Below are 21,437 nucleotides of genomic sequence, written 5' to 3' on the forward strand. Positions count from 1 at the left end.
TGTGGCCGACCCTCCCTCATCTTTCGGGGCGCCGTCAGCCGACGTGGACCCAAGGGCGCTGCGTGAGGTCGGGTTCGGCCTCGCGCAGCACCTCGCGGGTGACGGGGGCAATCTCGCCTTCGCCAATGAAGAGGAACTTCAGCAGGTTCGTGATGGGGTTGCCCTCGTTCCAGCGGAAGTAGATGTGCGGAATGATCCCGGTGGCGTCGCGGACGTGGAGCAGCACGGCGGCAACGGTGTTGGGGACCGTGGAGCCGTGGACTTCCAGGATTTTGAAGCCGTGCCGCTCAATGCCGCGGATCTCCAGGGCCGTTTCAAAGTCGGAGGAGTCGTCGACGATGACCTCAAGGAACAGTGCATCCTTGGGATTGCCGATCTCGTTGACGGTGGCGGCGTGGGAAAGCTTGCGGCGGTAGGCTGCGGCGTTGCGCGTTTTGGGGTCGTGGGAAATGAACCGGATGGTGTCCTCATCCACGGCGGCCACGAATTTCATGGCTGCCTCATCCATGCGGATGTACGTGGCCCGCAGTTCAAAGGCGCGGCGCATGCGGGACAGGAAGCTGACGCCCACAATGCCCACGATGAACAGTGCCGCGATCTTCAGTCCGTCAGGGCGCTCGATCGAGTTGGCAACGGTGGTGTAGATGAACGCCACGGATACGGCCGCGAAGCCGATGGTTTGCCCCTTCTGCTTCTTGCGCCTGGCCGAAAGCGTCACCGCAATGGCGGCCGAGGTGATCAGGACCAGCACCCCTGTGGCGTAGGCGCCGCCCTGCGCGTCAACGCTGGCCTTGAAGGCGAGGGTGATGACGACGGCGATGACGCTGAACACCAGCACCAGCGGCCTCACCGCCCCGGCCCATTCCGGCGCCATGCCAAAGCGCGGCAGGTAGCGGGGAACCAGGTTCAGCAGTCCGGCCATCGCGGAGGCGCCGGCAAACCACAGAATTGCGATGGTGCTGATGTCGTACACGGTGCCGAAGCCCTGCCCCAGCAGCTGGTGGGCCAGGTAGGCCAGGGCGCGGCCGTTGGCGGCGCCGCCGGGCTGGAATTCCGCGGCGGGGATCAGGATGGTGGTGGCCAGCGAGGAGGTGATGAGGAAGCTGCTCATGATGACTGCCGCCGTCGTCAGCAGCTTGTGCGCGCCGGCGATCCGGCCCACGGGCTTCTCCTCGGTGTCACCGGGGCGGCCCTTGATCTGGGGCATGACGGCCACGCCCGTTTCAAAGCCGGACAGGCCCAGGGCCAGGCGGGGGAAGACCAGCAGGGCGATGGCCACCACCATGACGGGGTTGCCGTGCTGGGTGGTCAGCGCCGTCCACCAGTCCGCAGTGAGGAGCGGGCTGCCCAGGGCCTTAACCAGGGCCACCGCGATGACCACCAGGTTCAGTGCCAGGAACACGGCCACCAGCACGACGGCGATGCCAATGGCCTCTTTGAAGCCGCGGAGGAAGACGGCGGCCAGGGCGGCAACGAGCACCAGCGTGATGATGATGTTTTGCCCGTGCAGGAAGCTGGGGGCAAACGGGTTTTCAATGACGTGGGCGGAGGCGTCGGCCGCGGAGAGCGTGATGGTGATCATGAAGTCGGTGGCGGCAAAACCCAGCAGGATCAACACAAACAGCTTGCCCCACCAGCGGGGGAGCAGGCGCTCCAGCATGGCGATGGACCCGGCACCGTGGGGGCTTTCGCGGGCCACGCGCTTGTAAACGGGCAATGCCCCGAAGAGCGTCACGATGACCAGGACGATGGTGGCAAGAGGGGCCAGCACGCCGGCGGCGAGTGCCGCAATGGCAGGCTGATAGCCCAACGTGGAAAAGTAGTCCAGGCCCGTCAGGCACATGACCCGCCACCAGGTGTGCGGCTTGTGTTCGGAGTCCGGGCGCCCGTGCGGGCCCTGGCGCTTTCCGGAGCTTTCCGGCAGGCCGTCCATGAGCCACTTGCGCAACGCCGCCTTGCCCGTGGGCTTTGTCCGCTCCCCGGGTTCCGAAGGCATGCGGGAGAGGGAAGTCACGGATGGATCCTTTCGGCCGGGGCCACGCAACGGTGCAAGGTGCACTATTGCGGCAGAGTGAGACTAGCACCCCGGATTGCGGATTGACCCGGCCTTGACGAAATCTTTACGCAGACTGTGGTGGTTGTCGCCTGGCTCAGTTCTCGGCGGGGCTGGGCGGTGTCCGCTGCCCGGCCGCTGTATATCCGGGCGAAACTTTTGGTTTCCATTGAGCAACATCGGTTGTACTATGGTCAACAACGGCCTGTGTGTGATCCAGGTCAACCCCGACATGAAACGAGGACGTCCATGAAAGAGATCCGCATCGAGGCCAACGGCAACCTTGGGCCCATTGATTCCTCCCAGATTCCGCGCTATGCCGGGGCCGCCACGTACGCGCGCCTGCCGCGCCTGGACCAGGTGGCCAATGCGGACGTGTCCGTCGTCGGCGTCCCCTTTGACAGCGGCGTCTCCTACCGCCCGGGGGCCCGCTTCGGCGCGAACCACGTGCGCGAGGCAAGCCGGCTGCTGCGCCCCTACAACCCGGCCTGGGACGTTTCCCCCTTTGAAAACTGCCAGGTGGCGGACGCCGGCGACATGGCCGTCAACCCGTTCAACATCGGCGAGGCCATCGAGACCATTCAGCAAAATGCACTGGACTTGACCGCCGGCGGCTCCAAGCTGCTTACCCTGGGCGGGGACCACACCATCGCCCTGCCCCTGCTGCGCGCCGCCGCTGAAAGGGCCGGCGAACCCGTGGCCATGCTCCACTTCGACGCCCACCTGGACACCTGGGACACCTACTTTGGCGCCGCCTACACCCACGGCACGCCCTTCCGCCGCGCCGTCGAGGAGGGCCTGCTGGACACCGAGGCCATCTCCCACGTGGGCACCCGCGGCCCGCTTTACGGCAAGAAGGACCTCGACGACGACCACCGCTTCGGCTTCGGCATCGTCACCTCCGCCGACGTCTACCACCAGGGCGTGCTGGAAACCGTGGCGAAAATCCGCGACCGCATCGGCAAGCGCCCCCTCTACATCTCCGTGGACATCGACGTCCTTGACCCCGCCCACGCCCCCGGCACCGGCACGCCCGAGGCCGGCGGCATCACCAGCCGCGAACTCCTCGAGATCATCCGCGGCTTCCGCGGCATGAACCTCATCGGCGCCGACATCGTGGAGGTCGCCCCCGCCTACGACCACGCCGAAATCACCGGCGTCGCCGCCAGCCACGTGGGCTACGAGCTCATCTCCCTCATGGCGGACAACTTCGTTGCAGGGGACCGCTTTGGCGCCCCCAACGGCTATGCCGCGCAGGCCCTCGATGCAGAAGCACGACGCCGGCCGGCCGGGTTCGCGCCGTCGTCGCAGGGCGAGCCCGGCTCCCCGCTGGTCGAGCCTGGTTCCCCGCTGGTCGAGCCAGTCGAGACCAAGGGAGCCACCAAGTGAGCGACACGGCAACGAGCCACATGACCGACTTTGATCCCGGGGCCCAGGCCCCCACCAAGGGGACGGCCCAGCGCAACGGCGGGGACCTCGTCGTCGAAACCCTGGCAGCCCTCGGCGCGAAGACCGTCTTCGGCATTCCCGGCCAGCACGCGCTGGGCTTGTTTGACGCCCTGAGCCGCTCGCCGCTGCACTTTGTCTCTTCCCGCGTGGAGAACAACTCCGCGTTTGCCGCGGACGGCTACTCGCGCGCCACGGGCGAGGTGGGCGTGCTGTTCCTGTCCACCGGCCCCGGCGCCCTGACCGCGCTGGCGGGTCTGCAGGAGGCCTACGCAACCGGCGTGCCCATGATTGTGGTGGCGAGCCAGATTCCGCTGGAAGGCCTGGGCGCCCGCCGCAAGGGCATGCTGCACCAGTTGGATGACCAAAAGGCGTCCGCCGCCAACGTCACCAAGAGCCAGCGCCTCATCCAGCACGCCTCCGGCATCCCCTCGGCCATCCAGGACGCCTGGACCGAGGCCGTGTCCTCGCCGCAGGGCCCGGTGTGGATCGAGGTGCCGCAAAACGTGCTGCTCGACCCGATCTTTGTGCCCGCCGTCGAGGACGCGTTGGCCGAGCCGTTCGACAACCCGCCGCGCGTGGAACTGGTCCGTGAGGCCGTCAAGTGGCTGACCGAGTCCAAGCGGCCCGCCATCGTGGCCGGTGGCGGCGTGCGGCGCGGCAAGGCTGCGGCCCAGCTGCTGTCCATTGCCGAAAAGCTGAACGCCCCCGTGGTGTGCACGCCCGGCGGCAACGGCGCATTCCCCTGGAACCATGAACTGTCACTGCAGTCGTGGGTGGAGGACCGCTACGTCACCGAAGTCCTGGAGGACGCCGACGTCCTGGTGGTGATCGGCTCATCCCTGGGCGAGGTGTCCAGCAACTACTTCACCATGGAGCCGCGGGGGCGCATCATCCAGATCGACGCCGAACCGCGCGTCCTGGAGTCCAACCGCCCCGCCTTGGGGATCCGGGCCGACGCCGGCCAGGCCCTCGGTGCCCTCGACGACGCCCTTGACGCCTCGCTGAGTGCCGACGCCGACTGGCACGGCGCCACCCCGCAGTCGGTGGTCAAGGAGACGCTCGCCAAGGTTTCGGCGCGGCTTGACGAGCAGGACCTCGCCATGGAACGCAAGTTCATGGCGGACATCCGCGAGGCCGTCCCGGCCGACATGCAGACCTTCTGGGACATGACCATCTCCGCCTACTGGGGCTGGAGCTGCTGGGACTCCCGGGACGGCGAATTCCACTCCGCCCAGGGGGCAGGCGGCCTTGGCTACGGCTTCCCGGCGGCAATCGGCGGATCATTGGGCCTGCAGAGTTTGGGCAAGCCGGGGCGTGTGCTGGCGGTGGCCGGCGACGGCTCCTCCATGTACTCCATCTCCGAACTGGCCACGGCCAAGCAGCACAACGCCCCGGTCACCTGGCTGATCGTGGACGACGGCGGCTACGGGATCCTGCGCGAATACATGGTGGGCGCCTTCGGCAAGGCCACACACACGGAGCTGGCTCGGCCTGACTTCGTGAAGCTGGCGGAAGCCTTCGGGGTTCCCGCCCGGCGGGTGAAACCCGAGGACGTCGGGGACGCTCTGAAGGCGGGCTTCGCTGCGGACGGGCCGAACGTCGTCGTGGTTGACGTGCTGCTGAAGATGTTCGGCCCCACCCACCTCAACCTCTAACGACACCCCTTCCCGCCCCACTCATCCCCCGAATCGGCACTTAACGTGGATGTTCACCGAGAACATCCACGTTAAGTGCCGGTTCGGCGCGGGGGCGGGGAAAGAGGGCTGTGGATAACCCGGAAAGTGGGGTTTTTCCCGGGAACAATTGAGTATGCGCCGGATTCCATTGCCGCCACATTTGTTGGGGCGGTCGTTCACCACGGAGGCCGCGGACCTTGCCGGGGTCCCGCGGGACCGGCTGCGTGCCCGGGACCTGATCACGGTTTCGCGCGGCATCAGGATTCCGGCTGCCGTGCCCCTGCAGGGCGCGGCGGCGCTGGCCGCCTATGTGCAGGTGAATCCCGACAGCGTGCTCAGCCACACCTCGGCCGCCCGGCTGTGGGGGATCCCGCTGCCGCCCCAGGTTGAGGGCGACTGGCGGATCCACCTCGCCAACCCGCCGAAATCACGGGCACCCCGGCGCGTCAACGTGGTGGGTCACAGCATGGTCCTCGGCCTGGACGACGTCGGCGAAATCGATGGCGTCCGGCTCACCAGCCCCGCCCGGACGTGGCTCAACCTGGCGGCCATGCTCCCCTTGGAGGACCTGGTGGCTGCGGGGGACTTCCTGGTGTGCAGCCACGGGCCGGACTTCCCCGAGCCTCGGGAGCCGCTCTGCAGCATCGCCGAGCTGGCCCGCTGCATCGCCCGGCATGCCGGGATGCGGGGGATGCGCAACGCCCGCGCCGCGTTGGACCTGGTCCGCGTGGGCGCCGATTCGCCGCCGGAAACGTACCTGCGACTGGCCCTTGTGAATGCCGGACTGCCCGAGCCCGAGCTGAACGTGGTCCTTTACGATCCCGCCGGAGTGCCGGTGCTGTGGCCGGACGGCGCCTACCGAAAGTACCGGATCAGCCTGCAATACGACGGCCGCCACCACGGCGGCGGCGAGCAGTACCAGCGCGACATCCGCCGCCAGGAGACCACGCGCAGGCTGGGCTGGACGGAAATCCGGCTGTCCAGCGAAGACCTGGCAGGGGACGGGCGGGCCGTGGTGGTGAAGGTCGCCCAGGCCCTGCGCGCGGCCGGTTGGACCCCCGGCTGACTTTTTGCAGCCACCACCTCGCCGAACCGGCACTTAACGTGGATGTTTCCCGCGGACATCCACGTTAAGTGCCCGCTCGCGCCGCTGGCGGGAGGGATCGCGCGGATAATGGAGGCATGGAGCCGGCGGAGCGCTTTGAAATCGTGGTGGACAGGTTCGCAGACCGTCCCGGCATCACCCCGCCCGACGCCGGACGCGGCTTTGGGCGGTCGGCGCTGCGGATCGACGGCCGGATTTTTGCCATGCTGGTGCGCGGGCGAATCGTGGTGAAGCTGCCGGCGGACCGCGTGGACGCGCTGCTCGCCGCGGGGGAGGGCGCCCGCTTCGACGCCAACAAGGGCAAGCCCATGAAGGAATGGTTCGCCGCAGGGGAGGATTCCTCCCTGGACTGGGGCGAATTGGCGGCGGAGGCCCTGGACTTCGTGGGCGGACCGGGGCCGGCCGGCACCTAGACTGGTCCGCATGGCAATTGTCTACCAGGCCGAGCTCCGGCCCTCAAAAATGGAACTTTTGGCCGCCTGGCTGCCCGCACAGGCGTGGTTTGCAGGGGATGCCTCCGGCCTGGTGCGGCTGGGCTCCTTCCGCTTCGATGACCCTGCCGGCGAAGTGGGCATTGAAACCATCCTGGTTGATGCCGGATCCGCCGCGTACCAGGTGCCGTTGAGCTATCGTGGTGCACCGCTCGCCGGAGCGGAAGATTTCCTGGTGGGCACCATGGAGCACTCCGTCCTCGGCAGCCGCTGGGTCTACGATGCCACGGCAGATCCGGTCTACGTCGGCGAGCTCGTGGCCGCGCTGCTCACAGGCAAGCCGCAGGCCGTTGAATTCCGGGAGGTGGACGGAACGGTGGAAACCCTCCCGGCCACGGCACAGCTTGCCAGCACGGGAAGCGCTGCGGCAGTCCCGGCCCTTGCGCCGGAAAGGCCCACGACGGCGGATGCCGTCACCACCGTGGGTGCCGGGGTGCTTTCGGTGCGGATCGCCCGCGAACTGGAGCTTTCCGGCGTCGTGCTGGGGGAGCCCGGGCTGACGGTAACGTGGTTCGGGCAGGAAACGCCTGTCCAGCTGGCCACGCTCGGCTGACGGGAGGGCCCGCGGGATCCCAGACTTACTGGCCGGTGCCGGCCAAGAATTCGGCCAGTGACCGCGGCGGCCGGCCGGTCAGCTCCTCCACCGACGGGCTCACCCGCTCCAGCTCGCCGGCCGCGACGGCCAAGTACGTCGAAACCCAGGCGTCGTACTGCCACGGCGGGGCGTCCCAGGCCTTCCGGGATTCGTAGGCCTCGGCCACGGTTTCGTTGTGGAATGTGACGGCCCGGCCCAGGCCCGCACTGAGAATGTCGGCAACCTCCTCCGTGGTCAGCGCTTCGGGCCCGGTGAGCTCATACGTCCGGCCCGCGTGCGCGCCAGCATCCTGCAGGACTGCGGCAGCCGAGGCCGCCACGTCCCGGCGCGACACCAGCGCGGCGCGGCCGCTGCCCGCAGGACCCCGGATGACGCCGTCGTCCCCCACCATCAACGACATGAAATCCTGGTACAGGTTGTCCCGCAGGAACGTCCACGCCATGCCAGAGGCCCTGAGATGCTCCTCGGTGGCAAAGTGGTCGCGGGCCAGAGTGAAGATGGCATCCGGTGCGGCGGACACTAACGAGGTGTAGACCACGTGCCGCACCCCGGCCGCCGCTGCCCCGTCAATGAACGATTTGTGCTCGGCCAGCCGCGTGTTGTTTTCCTGGGCCGACACCATGAGCACTGTGTGTATGCCGCGCAGGGCATGTTCGACGGCGGACCTGTCACCGAACGCTGCCACGGCCACCTCCGCGTTGGGCAGTTTCGGCGCCTTGGCGGGGTCGCGGACCACCAGGCGCACGGGCACGCCGGCATCGGCCAGGGCGCGGGCTGCGTGCCCGCCAACGAATCCGGTTGCGCCCGTGACGGCGATGGTTGGAGGGTTCATGGCTCCATTAGATGCCCGTGGGGCCGGGCTTGTCGACATTCGATTCGGCGTTGGCCCCGGCTTCAGTTCCGGCTTCAGTTCCGGCGTCGCTTGGCGGCGGCCTGCGCGGCCTGCGCGGCCTGCGCGGCCTGCGCAGGCGGCGCCTGGCCCACGGCACCACCAAGAACACCAAGGCCAGCAGGACCAGCAGGACGGCGATCCCGGCTATGAATGCGGTGTTCGTGGGCACGGTCAGGTCCACGGTGTCATTGCACTCCGTGGTCGCCACGGCGCACGACGCCACGAGGGCGAACGGGTTCATGGCTCCAGTCAACTCCCGCGGCCATGGAATGAACAACACAGGGAGGCAACGTTGCCCCGAGGGAGAGTTGAACATGTTCAAAAAGGGTGCTGTACTAGTAATTGAACACGTTCAAAATTGGAGGCAGCGCATGGACACGACGAAAAGTGCGGCAACGCGGGCGCTGGTGCTGGAGACCGCGCTCGCCATGTTCCGCAGCAGGGGCTACGCGAAGACGACCATGCGTGCCATCGCGGCGGAGGCCGGCGTGTCCCTGGGCAGCGCCTACTACTACTTTGAGTCCAAGGACCAGCTGGTGCTTGAGCTCTACAGGGAATCCGTCGCTGAGCAGCATGCGGGGGCAACCGCAGCATTGGACGGTGCCACGGGCCTGCCGGACCGGCTCAAGGCAGCCATCCATGCCGGCCTCGACGCCCTGGGCCCGTACCACCCCTTCGGCGGCGCCTTCATTGCCAGCGCCCTGCCGCCGCAATCCTCGGTCAACCCCTTCGGCGAAGCATCAAGGCAGGCGCGGGCCGAGGCAACCGCCATCTTCGAAGATGTCGTCCAGGGCACCAAAATACCCCAATTCCTGCGGGCCCAGCTGCCGGAACTGCTCTGGCTCGCGTACATGGGGATCGTTCTGTTCTGGGTGTATGACCGCTCCGAAAACCAGCGCCGCACGCGCATCCTGGTCGACGGCGCGGCGCCCCTCATCGGCAGGCTGGTCTCCCTGTCACGGCTGCCCGTGGTCAAGCCGCTTGTGGAGGAAGCCCTTGCGCTCAAGGCCCGGGTGCAGGCATGACGACGGCAGTGATCGCGGGGGCATCCGGCTTCATTGGGACCCATTTTCGGCGCGAATTGAAGGTGGCCGGCTGGCAGGTGCGCACCATCGGCCGCACGGGCCACGCCACCTGGGGCGACACCGCGGCCATCACCGAAGTGCTCGAGGGGGCCGACTTGCTCCTAAACCTGGCCGGCAAGTCCGTCTCCTGCCGCTACAACACCCGCAACATGGCGGAGATTGTGCGCTCGCGCCTGGCAACCACGGAGGAACTGGGCCGCGCCATCGCCGCCTGCCGCACCCCGCCGCGCGACTGGTTCAACGCCAGCACCGGCACCATCTACCGGGATGCGCGTGACTGCCCCCAAACCGAGCACGACGGCGAACTTGGCTCCGGCTTTTCGGTTGACGTGGCGCGGGGCTGGGAGGCAGCACTGGATGCTGCACCGGCGCCCGGGACGCGAAAGATTCCGCTGCGGATCACCATTGTGATGGGCCCGGGCGGAGGCGCGATGCGGCCCTTCGTGAACCTGGCCAGGCTGGGCCTGGGCGGGGTCATGGGGCCGGGCCGGCAAAAATTCAGTTGGATCCATGTCGATGACCTGTTCCGGGCCGTCCTGTTCCTGCACGAGCACCCTGAAATAACTGGCCCCGTCAACATCGGTTCACCGAACGTGGCCGACAACGCCACCTTGATGGCGGAGGTTCGCCAGGCCGTGGGTGTCCCGTTCGGGCTGCCCACCCCGGCCTGGCTGCTGAAAATTGGTTCCGTGCTGATCCGCACGGAACCCGAGCTGGTGCTCAAAAGCCGGTGGGTGCAGCCGGCCACATTGCAAGGCGCCGGATTCACGTGGCGCCATCCGGCCCTCGGTGAAGCACTGACGGACATCATGGCAAAGGGCCGCTGACATGCCCGGACCGGGGCGGTCTCAATCACGCCAGGTCCGCTTCAGCATGCGGTATGGGGCCCCTGCCCTGCTCGTGGGTTGGCTGATTTCCTTTGTCCTCTTCTGCCTCGGGATGACGGCGGCCAGCCTGCTCGCCACGGGAGGGGACACCGGCCTGGGCTGGTACTTCCTGCCGATCTCCCTCATTTACGGGTTCCCGTTCGCCTCCATCCTGGGCCTGCCGCTGGCCATCCTGGCGGCCTGGCCGCTCCGCCGACTTCGCAGGCAGTGGCTGCATGTGTGCGCCTTTGCGATGGCCGCGGGGCTGGTCTTCTGGCTCGTGGTGGTTGCCGCCGCGGGCGGTTGGGCCGGCTCAGTGTACGGCGCCGGAATTGGCCTCCTGACCGCCGCCTGCGCCGCCGCCGGCCGTGCCGCGGTGATCCCGCTGGTCGCCCGACGGAACCAGCCAAATCCTGCCGGACAGCCATCCCCGTCAGCCGGTGGATATTCCGATAAGCTCGGCGCATGAGCTCTGCGCCCTCCATCACCGTCACCACGCGCACCATCGAATTGGCCGGTCTTGGCCCCGAATCGCCGCTGCCCTCGGTGCAGCCGCTGCTGGAGCCTCCCTACATTGTGGACGGCGGGATTCCTGACGAAATCGTCGAGGGATCCCGCTGGGGCAAGGCCCGGAACATCTACCCCTACCCGCTTCAGGACGCCTACTCGCGGGCCACCAGCGCAACGGAACTGACCGCCGTCGTTCTTGAAAACGGGCATGTGAAGGCGACTTTCCTGCCCCAGCTGGGCGGGCGGCTGTGGCAGCTCACGGACAAGGCCACCGGCAAGGAACTGCTCCACACCGGGGACCGGATCCAGTTTGCCAACCTGGCGCTGCGCAATGCCTGGTTTGCCGGCGGGATCGAGTGGAACATCGGCACGCGCGGCCATTCGCCCACCACCTGCGCGCCGCTCCACACGGCCATTGTGCGCACGCCGGACGGGCAGGAGGTGCTGCGCATGTGGGAGTTCGACCGCCTGCGCGAGGTGGTGTTCCAGCTTGACGCGTGGCTGCCGGCGGACTCCCGCGTGCTGTTCACGGCCGTGCGCCTGCGCAACCCCAACGCCGAAACCGTGCCCATGTATTGGTGGAGCAACGCCGCCATCCCGCAGACGCCCGGCACGCGGGTGATCGCCCCGGCCACGCGCGCCTACGCAACAGGATACGACGGCGCCATGACGGTGGTGGCGCCCGCCGATTTCCGCGGCATCGACGCCACCTGGCCTGACCGGAACCCGCAGGCAGCCGACTTTTTCTTTGACCTGGAGCCGGACCAGCCTCGCTGGGAAGTGGCCATGGACGACGGCGGCGACGGGCTTGCACTGGTGTCCTCGCCGCAGCTGCGGGGACGCAAGCTGTTTGTTTGGGGCGAGGGCGCGGGCGGGCACCGGTGGCAGGAGTGGCTGACGCCGTCCGAATCCGGTGCCCCGCCGCGGTTGTATGCGGAGATCCAGGCCGGGCTGGCGCAGACCCAGTTTGAGCACGTGCCCATGCCGGCAGGGGCGTCTTGGCAGTGGGTGGAGGCCTACGGCAACGCCGCCCTGGACCCCGTGCTGGCTTCAGGGGCCTGGGACGACGCCGTTGACCATGCGGGGGAGCGTGTGGAGGCGCTGGTCCCCGGCGCTGTGCTGGATGCCGCGCTCGCCGACGCCGGCCGCTGGGCGGACCTGCCGCCGTCGGACTTTGTGGTGGCCGGGAGCGGGTGGGGGGCCCTGGAGCGCGTGCGGCGCGAGGCCTCCGGGGCGGTTTGGATTGACGAGGCCGGCACGCCGTTTGCGCAGGAGACCCTGACGGCGGACCAGGCGCCGTGGCTGGAACTGCTGCGGGCGGATGCGGACGGTGGGGAGGGGTCCTCGCGCCGTCCCTTTGCCGGGTCCGCCAGCTTTGTGCGCGGGCTGGATTGGGAGGAACTGCTTGCGGCCCAGCGCAATGAAAGTGCCGAGGCAGTTTTTTATCGCGCCGTCATGGCGCACGCCCGCGCCGATTTCACGAGTGCCGCGGACCGGCAGGCCGTGGCCGCCCTGTACTCCCGGGCCATGGGCGGGCACATGACCGCGGAGATGGTCAGGGCAGGCAACTATCCGGACGGGATTGTCGGGGCGGGCGCACCGCTCAGCAATCGAAGCAGGGCGCTGGCATGCCGCGGCGTGGGCCTGGCGATGATTGCGGCGGGGGACATCGACGAGGGGCTGCAGCAGCTTGAGACAGCCTGCGCGTTTGATCCCGGCAACCGGGCGTTGGTAGTGGAGGCCATGACGCTTGCGGTGGATAGCGGCCGGCCGGAGCTAGTGCCGGACCTGCTGGAGCGGGGGCCCCTGGCGCTGTCATCCTTGGGCAGGGTCCGGTTCCTGCTGGCCCGGGCAAAGGCGGACATGGGGGACAGCGCCGCGGCGGCCGCACTCCTGAAGGAGGGGATCGAGGTGGCCGACCTGCGCGAGGGCGAGAATTCCATCGCCGCGCTGTGGCACAGGGTCTGCCCCGGCGAGGACGTTCCGGCGCAGTACCAGTTCGGCATGCACTGAAAGGGTGGCCGCCCGGCGCCCCAGCCCCCACCCCTCGCCCCTTCACCCCCTTCACGCCCCGTCACCGCTTCGCACCCTTCGCCGCTTCGCCCCCTTCGCCGAACCGGCATTTAACGTGGATGCGGGGCGGAAACATGCCCGTTAAGTGCCCGTTCGGGGAAGTCGGTTCGGGCTGCGAGCAGGGTTCTGATCGGCGGTGCAGCTCCTGCGGCCTGCCCCCCGGCGAACCCGCAGCTGCTGCACCATCGATTTCCGTAGCGGGCACCTTTGCCGCTCGGCACCCACCCCTTCGCCGAACGGACACTTAACGTGGATGCGGGGCGGAAACATCCACGTTAAGTGCCGGTTCGCGCAGCGGACGTGATCGCTCGGCACCCGCCCGCTGACGCAGCGCAGGGCAGGGGGCCCGCAGCACCACGCCTTTGACACAACCTTGTGAGCCGTGTCATAGTCAGAGCATGAACTTGTCAGACAGCTGGACAGCCGGACAGCGGCAGATTGTCCGCGTGAGCGCCGCGGAGGCAGTTTTCAAGGCGATCCGTGCGGCAATCGAGTCCGGCGAACTGGCCATCGGCTCCAAGCTCAGCTCCGAAACAGCGCTCGCAGCCCAATACGGCGTGAGCCGTTCCGTGGTACGCGAGGCCCTGCGCTCCTGCACGGCCCTGGGCCTGACCGCCACGCAAACCGGCAAGGGCACCTTCGTCATCGCCAGCGGCCCCTCCAACGACCTGGTCCTGGGCCAGTTTTCCGCACGCAGCCTCATGGAGGCCCGCCCGCACATTGAGGTGCCCGCCGCAGAACTGGCCGCCCTCCGCCGCACCGAAGCCGAGCTGGAACAGCTCCGCGGCATCGTGGAAACCATGGCCGTGGAGGACGACCCCGAAATCTGGGTCAGCCTGGACGCCAGCTTCCACGCCGCCATAGCCGCCGCCAGCGGAAACGGCGTCTTCGCCCGAGTGGTCAACGACATCCGCGAGGCCATGGCCAAGCAGTCCGAAACCATCAACCTCATCACCGGCCGGCAACGCCCATCCGACGCTGAACACCGGCTCATCCTCGACGCCATCGCCGGCGGCAACACCAAGGAGGCCGGCCGCGCCATGGCCGCCCACCTCGCCAAGGTGGACGACGCCCTGACCACCATCATGGGAGACACGAACGCATGACAACACCCACCTTCCCCAACCACGCCCCGCTGGCAGTGCAGACCCGCGGAAACCTGGTGGAAAGTGTCCACTTCGGCTCGCTGGCCGCCGTCGGGCACGACGGCGTGAGCCTCCTTTCGCGCGGAGAGCCCGCCGCCCGCGTGTACCCCAGGTCCGCGCTGAAGCCGCTGATGGCCGTCGCGATGCTGCGGGCCGGCCTTGAGCTGCCGGACGACCAGCTGGCCCTGGCCGCGGCCAGCCACTCGGGCGGCGCGCAGCACCAGGAAACGGCCGCCAAGATCCTCGCCAATGCGGGGCTGTCGCCGGAAAACCTGGGCAACTCCACGGACCTGCCCTATGGCGTGGCGGAGCGCGAGGAATGGCTGCGGGCCGGCCACGGCCCCTCGCACCTGGCCCAAAACTGCTCAGGCAAGCACGCCGCCCTGCTGGCCACCTGCGCCAGAAACGGCTGGCCGCTGGAAACATACCTGCACCCGGAACACCCCCTGCCCACCCTCATCCGCGAGGTGGTGGCGGAGCTGACTGGCGAGGAGCTCACGGACATCAGCACCGACGGCTGCGGCACTGAGGTCTTCGCGCTTTCGCTGACCGGCATGGCCCGCGCCTTCAGCAAGCTGGTCACCGCGGCTTCCGGCACGCCCGAACGCCGCGTGGCCGATGCCATGCGCGCCCACCCGGACATGGTGGCCGGTCCCGGCCGCGACGTCACCGCGCTCATGGCAGCCGTGCCGGGCCTGCTCGCCAAGGACGGCTTCGAGGGCATCCAGCTGATCGCACTTGCCGACGGCGCCGCCGTCGCGCTTAAGATATCCGACGGCGGCGACAGGGCCCGCATGCCCTCCGCCGTGCCCGCCCTCATTGCCCTCGGCCTGGACCCCGCGCCCCTGGCGCCCTTCAACAACCTGCCCGTGTTCGGCGGCGGCCACCCTGTGGGCACGCTGCACGGCCTGCCCTACTGACAGCCAGCCACCAAGCGCCGGCACCGCCACCATTTCACCAAGGAGAACCATGACTGAGACCGCAACACCCCTGGACCCCCTCGCAGCAGCGGCGCCGCTGACGCGCGTGGAGCACGACCTGATCGGGGACCGCGACATCCCCGCAGACGTCTACTGGGGCGTGCACTCGCTGCGCGCGGTGGAAAACTTCCCCATCACCGGCCAGGCACTGTCCACCAATACCAACCTGGTGGTCGGCTTGGCCATGGTGAAGCAGGCGGCCGCGCAGGCCAACCATGAGCTGGGACTGCTCGACGACGTCCGCGCCGGCGCCATCATCGCCGCCTGCCAGGAGATCATCGCCGGCAAGCTGCATGACCAGTTCGTGGTGGACGTCATCCAGGGAGGTGCGGGGACGTCGTCGAACATGAACGCCAATGAGGTCATCGCCAACCGCGCGCTGGAACTGCTGGGCCACAAGAAGGGCGAGTACCAGTTTCTGCACCCGAACGACCACGTCAACCTCAGCCAGTCCACCAATGACGTGTACCCGACGGCGGTGAACGTGGCGACGATCTTTGCCGCCAAGTCGCTGGTGACCGCCATGGAGTACCTGGGCAATGCGTTCAGCGCGAAGGCCACGGAATTCAAGCACGTGGTCAAGATGGGCCGCACCCAGCTCCAGGACGCCGTCCCCATGACCCTGGGCCAGGAATTCAACACCTACGTGGTCACCCTGGGGGAGGACCGGGCGCGCCTGGCCGAATCCACGCTGCTGGTCCATGAGATCAACCTCGGCGCCACGGCCATCGGCACCGGGCTGAACGCGCCGAAGGGCTACTCGGAACTGGCCTGCCGGCACCTGGTGGAAATCACCGGGCTGCCGCTGACCACCTCGGTGGACCTGATCGAGGCCACCCAGGACGTTGGCGCGTTCGTGCACCTCTCCGGCGTGCTCAAGCGCGTGGCCGTTAAGCTGTCCAAGATTTGCAACGACCTGCGGCTGCTCTCCTCCGGCCCCCGCGCCGGCTTCGGCGAGATCACGCTGCCGGCCGTGCAGGCAGGGTCCTCGATCATGCCAGGCAAGGTCAATCCGGTGATCCCGGAAGTGGTGAACCAGGTGGCCTACGAGGTCATCGGAAACGACATCACCGTCACCCTGGCGGCCGAGGGCGGGCAGCTCCAGCTCAACGCCTTCGAGCCCATCATTGTGCACAGCCTGACCAAGAGCATGCGCCACCTCCAGGCCGCCTGCTACACGCTGGCCGACAAGTGCATCAGCGGCATCACCGCCCACGAGGACAAGTTGCGGGCCCAGGTGGAACACTCCATCGGCCTGGTCACGGCGCTCAACCCGCGCCTGGGCTATGCAGCATCAACGGCCATCGCGCTGGAGGCCCTGCACACGGGCCGCGGCGTGGCCGAGCTGGTCCTGGAGCACAAGCTCCTCACGGCCGAACAGCTGGACGAGCTTTTGCGTCCGGAACACCTGGCCAACCTCACCGACTAGACAGCAGCCCGCAACGGTGCGGGCCGCACTCACCGATAGGCAAGCGTATGCACCATGAAACACCATTGGACACGTCCGACCTGGTCCAAGATGTACCCAACGCGTCACTGACGGCCGAGGATGCAGGCCTGCACAAGGGCCTGAAAACCCGACAGATCCAGATGATCGCCATTGGCGGCGCCATCGGCACTGGCCTGTTCATGGGCGCCGGCGGCAGGCTCGCCGGCGCCGGCCCCGCCCTGATGTTCAGCTACGCGATCTGCGGCTTCTTCGCCTTCCTGATCCTGCGGGCGCTGGGCGAGCTGGTCATCCACCGGCCGTCGTCGGGCTCCTTTGTCTCCTACGCCCGCGAGTTCTTCGGCGAAAAGGCCGCCTTCGTGTCCGGCTGGCTGTACTGGCTCAACTGGGCCATGACAGCGATCGTGGACATCACGGCCATTGCCCTGTACATGCACTTCTTCGCCAAGTACGTACCCTGGATCGGTTCCGTGCCGCAGTGGGTGTGGGCGCTGGCAGCGCTGCTGATTGTGCTGGGGCTGAACCTGGTGTCCGTGAAGGTCTTCGGAGAGCTGGAGTTCTGGTTTGCGCTGATCAAGGTGGTCGCCCTGGTGGGCTTCCTGCTGGTGGGCGCGTACTTTGTCATCTTCGGCACCCCCGTGGCCGGCCAGCAGGTGGGCTTCACGCTGATCGCCGACCACGGCGGCTTCTTCCCGAACGGGCTGCTGCCGGTGGTGGTGGTCATGCAGGGCGTGGTCTTTGCCTACGCCTCTATTGAGCTGATCGGCACGGCGGCCGGGGAAACCCAAAACCCGGAAAAGGTCATGCCCAAGGCCATCAACACGGTCATCATCCGCATCGGTGTTTTCTACGTCGGCTCGCTGGTGCTGCTGTCCCTGCTGCTCCCGTACACGGCGTACAAGGCGGGGGAGAGCCCGTTTGTGACCTTCTTTGGCTCCATCGGCGTCCAGGGCATGGACTCCATCATGAACCTGGTGGTGCTGACGGCGGCCATGTCCTCGCTCAACGCCGGGCTGTATTCCACGGGCCGGATCCTGCGTTCCATGTCACTGGCCGGTTCGGCACCGAAGTTCACGGCCAAGCTGAACAAGCGCGGCGTGCCCTACGGCGGCATTGCCCTGACGGCCGCCGTGGCGGGGCTGGGCGTGATCCTCAACGCGATTGTGCCGGCGTCGGCCTTTGAGATTGTGCTCAACATGGCGGCCATCGGCATCATCGCCTCCTGGGGCATGATCGTGCTGTGCCAGCTGGCCCTGTACCGGCTCTCGAAGAAGGGCGAGGCCATCCGGCCGGCGTTCCGCATGTTTGGTGCACCGTACACCGGCTACCTGACGCTGGCCTTCCTCCTGGCCGTCATCGTGCTCATGGCCTTTGACAACCCGGTGGGCACCTGGACTGTGGCCTCCCTGGTGGTCATCATCCCGGCGCTCATGGGCGGCTGGTACCTTAGCCGCGGGCGCATCAATGCGATTGCCGCCGCCCGCCACGAGGACCTCCACGCCCACCCGGTGGAGGCCCACCACGCCGGGGCAGCCGGCGCGGAAGCCGCCGTCGTCCGGGAGCAGTAAGCGGGAGCCGTAAGCGGGAACGCCGGGGCCGGCCCGGGAATAACTTCAATGGCGCGCCAGTTGACCCCATTAGATGCAAACGCATGAAACATGCGGCAGCGAAAAAGGAGTCACAGTGCAGGACATGGCAGTACAGCGCACCATTGTTGTCATCTCGGCCGGCCTCGGCGTTCCGTCGTCCACGCGCATGCTTGCGGACCAGATGGCCGGGGCAGTCAAGGCGCACCTGGGCGAGATGGGCGCGGAGGCCGTGCTCGACGTCGTCGACCTCCGGGACTTTGCCACTGACATCGCCAACAACATGGTGACCGGTTATGCCGGCCCGGCGCTGGCGGATGTGGTGGCCCGGGTGTCCCGCGCGGACGCCATGATCGCCGTCACCCCCACCTTCAGCGCCTCCTACAGCGGCCTGTTCAAGTCGTTCTTTGACGTGCTGGACCCCAAGTTCCTCGACGGCATGCCCGTATTTTTCGGGGCCACCGGAGGCACGGCGCGGCACTCGCTGGTGCTGGACACGGCAATCCGCCCGCTTTTCAGCTACCTGCGGGCGCGCACCATGCCCACCGCCGTCTACGCCTCACCCGAGGACTGGGCCAACTCCGGCACCGACTCCCTGGACCGCCGCATTGGCCAGGGTGCGGGGGAGCTTGCCGCCGTGCTGGCACCGTCCCGCCCGGCTGTTTCAGGCACGACGCCGGCCCCCGGGGACACCTCCGCCGCACCTCTGTCCCGGGCCGGGTTTTCGCCCGCCGGGTTTTCCCCCGACCACAAGGCGAAGCGGCACGCCCACGAGGTGGAGCAAATGACGTCCCTGCCGTTTGAGCAGCTGCTGGCGCAGACCCAGCGCCACTAGGCCCAGGCCCGCCGCCGTCGTCCCCGTCAGAAGATCGGAAGCACCGGCTGGCTGGTCAGCGGCGGCGGGTCGAGCTTGTCCAGCACCACGGCCAGGCCCGTCCGGTACACGTCGGGGTGGATCTCGGGGCTGGCGTGGCCGGTGTGGGGCACGTCGTACTGGAACACCGGATTGTGCGGGAACAGCAGCTCCCACCCCGCGATGGCCATGGGCGCGTCCACAATGAAGTCCTCGGGATCGTACATCAGCCCGATCCCCGTGGTGCGCGGGATGTGCCCGTCATACTGGGCCGGGAAGGCCTGCAGGAACGTGGCTTGGGTGGTTTTCAGGATGAGCGAGTTGCTCGACTGGTCCAATGAGCTGTTGATGCCGGACCGTGCCGCCTCGTACATGCCCTGCCCGTTGGGGTTGCTCAGCCCGCTCCACACGCCCGCGCCCAGCCGCCCCAGCAGGCCAAGGTAGGGGACCACGCGCCCGGCCAGGGAAATGTATTCCTTGCCCGGGTCCAGGACGTCGCGCACGCTGCTTGGGCTGGATCCCATGACAATGACCTTGACGGTGATGCCGTTTTCCACCAGCAGCGATGCCAGCACGACGGCGGCCATCCCGCCGAAGCTGTCGCCGTAGAAGTAGACGGTGTCCAGCTTGCGCTCGTAGGCATCCCGCTGGATGGCGATGAAAAGCTGTGCGATGTCGATCCCGCCGTTGGAATAGCCTATGTACGACGCCGGAGCGCGTTCGTTCATGGCGGGCTGCAGGGCTGCCAACTTCCGCCCGGTGTCGCGATAGCTGACGCCGAACCCGCCCAGGAGGTACCAGGTTTTGCCCGGAAACCTGTTGGCGGCAGTCTTGTTTTCATCGTTGTCCGGGGTGGTGACACGGAACTGGGAACGTTCCGTCAGCAGGTAGTCCGCGGCAATGTTTGCCTTGAAGGCGGTGGTGGCGGCGGCCAGGGCCACGGAGGCCAGCACGGCCCGGCGCCGGTAGTCCGGCGGCTGGCGAGTATGCGGGCGGCGTACACCGGATTTGTGCGCAGGGCGTTCCGCGCCGACGGGTTCCGGCTCCGGTGGAGTTTTCTTCTTTGCTGCCATGGGTGATCTGTATTTATTCTGTCATGGCGAGTCCTGCCCGCCGGACGTCGAAGGCGGCACGCCACCCAGCACGCCACCCAGCACATACGGTCATTACGCAGCACCGCGGGCATATGATGACTCCCATGAAAGTTCCGCGTGAGGTGCCGGTCCCGGAACCGGTGCAGCATGCGGTCCCAAGGCGCGCGAAGGGCCGGGTGTACTCCGGCCTCGATCCCTCAACCCGGGCGCAGGAGCGCAGGGACCGCCTCATCGCAGCGGGAATCCAGGTCTTTGGGACCACGGGCTACCTCCGGGCGACGGTCAAGGACGTCTGCCGTGAGGCGGGCCTGAGCGAGCGCTACTTCTACGAGTCCTTTGAAGGCCGCGAGCACCTGCTGGCCGAGGTCTACAGCCACCTCGTTGAACGGCTGTTCGCGGCCACCCAGGCGGGCATGGAATCCGCTGGCGGCGACGTCGTCAAGGGCGCGCATGCCGGATTATCGGCGTTTGTCGGCTTCCTGCTGGGGGACAGGCGGCATGCGCGGATCGTGCTCATTGAGGTGGTCGCCGTCTCGCCACACCTGGACGCAAAGCGCTTCGAGGTGCTGGGCTCCTTCGCCAACATCGTCCACCAGCAGGTGCTTCTCGACCAGGGCCCCGTGAACGCCGGAAACCTGGAGGATGCGCTGCCGGTCAGCGACTTTGCAGCGCTGACGGCAGTGGCCCTGGTGGGGGCCGTCAACCACCTTCTGGTCAATGTGCTCATGGGCGTTGCGCCCCAGGATGAAGCGTTGGTGGTCGAGGTGGGATTCAGGCTCTTCGAACAGGCCCGCGCCGGGCTGCAAAACCGCCCTACAGCGTGATCCGCTGCGCCCCCAGCACCTTCACCACGAAGATGTGGAACTCCTGCAGCCAGTTGCGCAGGAACTCCTCCGTGCGGGCCACGGTGACGTTGCCGTCGTCGTCAATCATGCCCTCCGTGAAGTGGATGTACGCCTCCGGCTGAGCCAGCTCCGGCGAATTCACAAACGACAGGATGCTGCGCAGGTGCTGCTGCGCCACCGCCGTGCTGATCTGCCCCCGCGAGGTGCCCGTGACGGCCGAAGGCTTCTTGGCGAAGGAATTGGTGCCATACGGCCGCGACCCCCAGTCAATGGCGTTCTTCAGCACGCCCGGGATGCTGCGGTTGTACTCCGGCGTCACGAAAATCAGTGCGTCCACGGCGGCCACGGCATCCTTGAACGCGCGCCCGGCCGGCGGAAAGTCGGCGTCGAAATCGCGGTTGTACAGCGGCAGCGCGCCGATGGGAATCTCCACCAGCTTCAGCTCCGGAGGCGACAGTTTGAACAGCGCCTTGGCCAGCTTCCGGTTGATTGAATCCGAGGCCAGGCTGCCAATGAAAACGCCGACCGTGTAGCTCATGATGGCTCCCTTCGGGGATCTTTGACTTCCTGCCCACAAATCTAGACCGCAGCCGCGCCGCCGTCCATGGATTTTTTGGCCGCTGCCGCACCGTTTCCAAGCACGACGCCGGGTGCCCGGCCCGGGCTGCCGGCCCGCCTCCCACTGGCGCCGG

20 protein-coding genes are annotated in these 21,437 nt (G+C 67.6%); 15 read left to right on the forward strand and 5 right to left on the reverse strand.

Translation table 11 applies throughout. From position 1 onward, the window contains the following. Nucleotides 1-34 precede the first annotated feature (34 nt). Nucleotides 35-2,014 (reverse strand): amino acid permease, encoded by a 1,980-nt coding sequence (locus tag G6N77_RS13380; protein ID WP_165182668.1) that lies wholly within the window; start codon nucleotides 2,012-2,014, stop codon nucleotides 35-37. Nucleotides 2,015-2,302: 288 nt separating this feature from the next. Between G6N77_RS13380 and speB the strand changes: the two genes are divergently transcribed. The 5 genes from speB to G6N77_RS13405 all read left to right on the forward strand — a co-directional run bounded on the left by speB (nucleotide 2,303) and on the right by G6N77_RS13405 (nucleotide 7,327). After that, nucleotides 2,303-3,442 carry an agmatinase gene (speB, locus tag G6N77_RS13385; protein WP_240902150.1) on the forward strand — a complete coding sequence of 380 codons (1,140 nt, stop codon included), beginning with the start codon at nucleotides 2,303-2,305 and terminating at the stop codon, nucleotides 3,440-3,442. Nucleotides 3,443-3,462: 20 nt separating this feature from the next. After that, nucleotides 3,463-5,157 (forward strand): thiamine pyrophosphate-binding protein, encoded by a 1,695-nt coding sequence (locus G6N77_RS13390; protein WP_165182714.1) that lies wholly within the window; start codon nucleotides 3,463-3,465, stop codon nucleotides 5,155-5,157. Nucleotides 5,158-5,311: 154 nt separating this feature from the next. Beyond that, entirely contained in the window at nucleotides 5,312-6,244 is a 933-nt protein-coding gene (locus G6N77_RS13395) for a hypothetical protein (RefSeq protein ID WP_165182669.1), read from the forward strand. A 116-nt stretch (nucleotides 6,245-6,360) separates the two neighbouring features. Then, nucleotides 6,361-6,696, forward strand: a complete 336-nt coding sequence (locus tag G6N77_RS19655; protein ID WP_205678276.1) for a hypothetical protein — start codon at nucleotides 6,361-6,363, stop codon at nucleotides 6,694-6,696. A gap of 10 nt (nucleotides 6,697-6,706) precedes the next feature. Beyond that, nucleotides 6,707-7,327 (forward strand): CG0192-related protein, encoded by a 621-nt coding sequence (locus tag G6N77_RS13405; protein WP_165182670.1) that lies wholly within the window; start codon nucleotides 6,707-6,709, stop codon nucleotides 7,325-7,327. 25 nt (nucleotides 7,328-7,352) lie between these two features. Here G6N77_RS13405 and G6N77_RS13410 read toward each other — a convergent pair whose 3' ends face one another. Further along, the gene (locus tag G6N77_RS13410) at nucleotides 7,353-8,201 is read right to left on the reverse strand and encodes an SDR family oxidoreductase (RefSeq protein ID WP_165182671.1); all 849 of its coding nucleotides are present in this window, start codon (nucleotides 8,199-8,201) and stop codon (nucleotides 7,353-7,355) included. Between the two features lie 7 nt (nucleotides 8,202-8,208). Next, nucleotides 8,209-8,502, reverse strand: a complete 294-nt coding sequence (locus G6N77_RS13415) for a hypothetical protein (RefSeq protein ID WP_165182672.1) — start codon at nucleotides 8,500-8,502, stop codon at nucleotides 8,209-8,211. Nucleotides 8,503-8,632: 130 nt separating this feature from the next. Between G6N77_RS13415 and G6N77_RS13420 the strand changes: the two genes are divergently transcribed. The 9 genes from G6N77_RS13420 to G6N77_RS13460 all read left to right on the forward strand — a co-directional run bounded on the left by G6N77_RS13420 (nucleotide 8,633) and on the right by G6N77_RS13460 (nucleotide 18,788). Then, on the forward strand, nucleotides 8,633-9,286 hold the full coding sequence (locus G6N77_RS13420; protein WP_165182673.1) for a TetR/AcrR family transcriptional regulator: 654 nt from the start codon (nucleotides 8,633-8,635) through the stop codon (nucleotides 9,284-9,286). Further along, nucleotides 9,283-10,173, forward strand: coding sequence for a TIGR01777 family oxidoreductase (locus tag G6N77_RS13425; RefSeq protein WP_165182674.1), 891 nt, complete (start codon nucleotides 9,283-9,285; stop codon nucleotides 10,171-10,173). Before G6N77_RS13420 ends, G6N77_RS13425 begins: the two co-directional genes overlap by 4 nt. A 1-nt stretch (nucleotide 10,174) precedes the next feature. Next, the gene (locus G6N77_RS13430; RefSeq protein ID WP_165182675.1) at nucleotides 10,175-10,681 is read left to right on the forward strand and encodes a hypothetical protein; all 507 of its coding nucleotides are present in this window, start codon (nucleotides 10,175-10,177) and stop codon (nucleotides 10,679-10,681) included. Beyond that, nucleotides 10,678-12,735: a DUF5107 domain-containing protein gene (locus G6N77_RS13435; protein ID WP_240902151.1), complete on the forward strand. Its 2,058-nt coding sequence runs from the start codon at nucleotides 10,678-10,680 to the stop codon at nucleotides 12,733-12,735. Before G6N77_RS13430 ends, G6N77_RS13435 begins: the two co-directional genes overlap by 4 nt. A 458-nt stretch (nucleotides 12,736-13,193) precedes the next feature. Next, complete coding sequence (locus G6N77_RS13440) at nucleotides 13,194-13,901, forward strand: FadR/GntR family transcriptional regulator (RefSeq protein WP_165182676.1); 708 nt, start codon at nucleotides 13,194-13,196, stop codon at nucleotides 13,899-13,901. Then, on the forward strand, nucleotides 13,898-14,860 hold the full coding sequence (locus tag G6N77_RS13445) for an asparaginase (RefSeq protein WP_165182677.1): 963 nt from the start codon (nucleotides 13,898-13,900) through the stop codon (nucleotides 14,858-14,860). The genes G6N77_RS13440 and G6N77_RS13445 overlap by 4 nt, the downstream gene beginning before the upstream one ends. A 49-nt stretch (nucleotides 14,861-14,909) precedes the next feature. Next, nucleotides 14,910-16,349 carry an aspartate ammonia-lyase gene (gene aspA, locus G6N77_RS13450; RefSeq protein ID WP_165182678.1) on the forward strand — a complete coding sequence of 480 codons (1,440 nt, stop codon included), beginning with the start codon at nucleotides 14,910-14,912 and terminating at the stop codon, nucleotides 16,347-16,349. 47 nt (nucleotides 16,350-16,396) lie between these two features. Further along, nucleotides 16,397-17,935, forward strand: a complete 1,539-nt coding sequence (locus G6N77_RS13455; RefSeq protein ID WP_165182679.1) for an amino acid permease — start codon at nucleotides 16,397-16,399, stop codon at nucleotides 17,933-17,935. Between the two features lie 124 nt (nucleotides 17,936-18,059). Then, the gene (locus G6N77_RS13460) at nucleotides 18,060-18,788 is read left to right on the forward strand and encodes an FMN reductase (RefSeq protein ID WP_165182680.1); all 729 of its coding nucleotides are present in this window, start codon (nucleotides 18,060-18,062) and stop codon (nucleotides 18,786-18,788) included. Nucleotides 18,789-18,814: 26 nt separating this feature from the next. Here the strand turns inward: G6N77_RS13460 and G6N77_RS13465 are convergent, their stop codons facing one another. Then, nucleotides 18,815-19,879, reverse strand: coding sequence for a hypothetical protein (locus G6N77_RS13465; protein WP_165182681.1), 1,065 nt, complete (start codon nucleotides 19,877-19,879; stop codon nucleotides 18,815-18,817). Between the two features lie 125 nt (nucleotides 19,880-20,004). Here G6N77_RS13465 and G6N77_RS13470 point away from each other — a divergent pair, with 125 nt between their 5' ends. Beyond that, the gene (locus tag G6N77_RS13470) at nucleotides 20,005-20,724 is read left to right on the forward strand and encodes a TetR/AcrR family transcriptional regulator (protein ID WP_165182682.1); all 720 of its coding nucleotides are present in this window, start codon (nucleotides 20,005-20,007) and stop codon (nucleotides 20,722-20,724) included. Here G6N77_RS13470 and G6N77_RS13475 read toward each other — a convergent pair. After that, nucleotides 20,714-21,286, reverse strand: a complete 573-nt coding sequence (locus tag G6N77_RS13475) for an NADPH-dependent FMN reductase (protein ID WP_165182717.1) — start codon at nucleotides 21,284-21,286, stop codon at nucleotides 20,714-20,716. The two genes, G6N77_RS13470 and G6N77_RS13475, sit on opposite strands and share 11 nt — an antisense overlap. Between the last annotated feature and the right edge of the window lie 151 nt (nucleotides 21,287-21,437).

Origin of the sequence: Arthrobacter silviterrae, assembly GCF_011045165.1 — a bacterium.
Classification (GTDB): domain Bacteria; phylum Actinomycetota; class Actinomycetes; order Actinomycetales; family Micrococcaceae; genus Specibacter; species Specibacter silviterrae.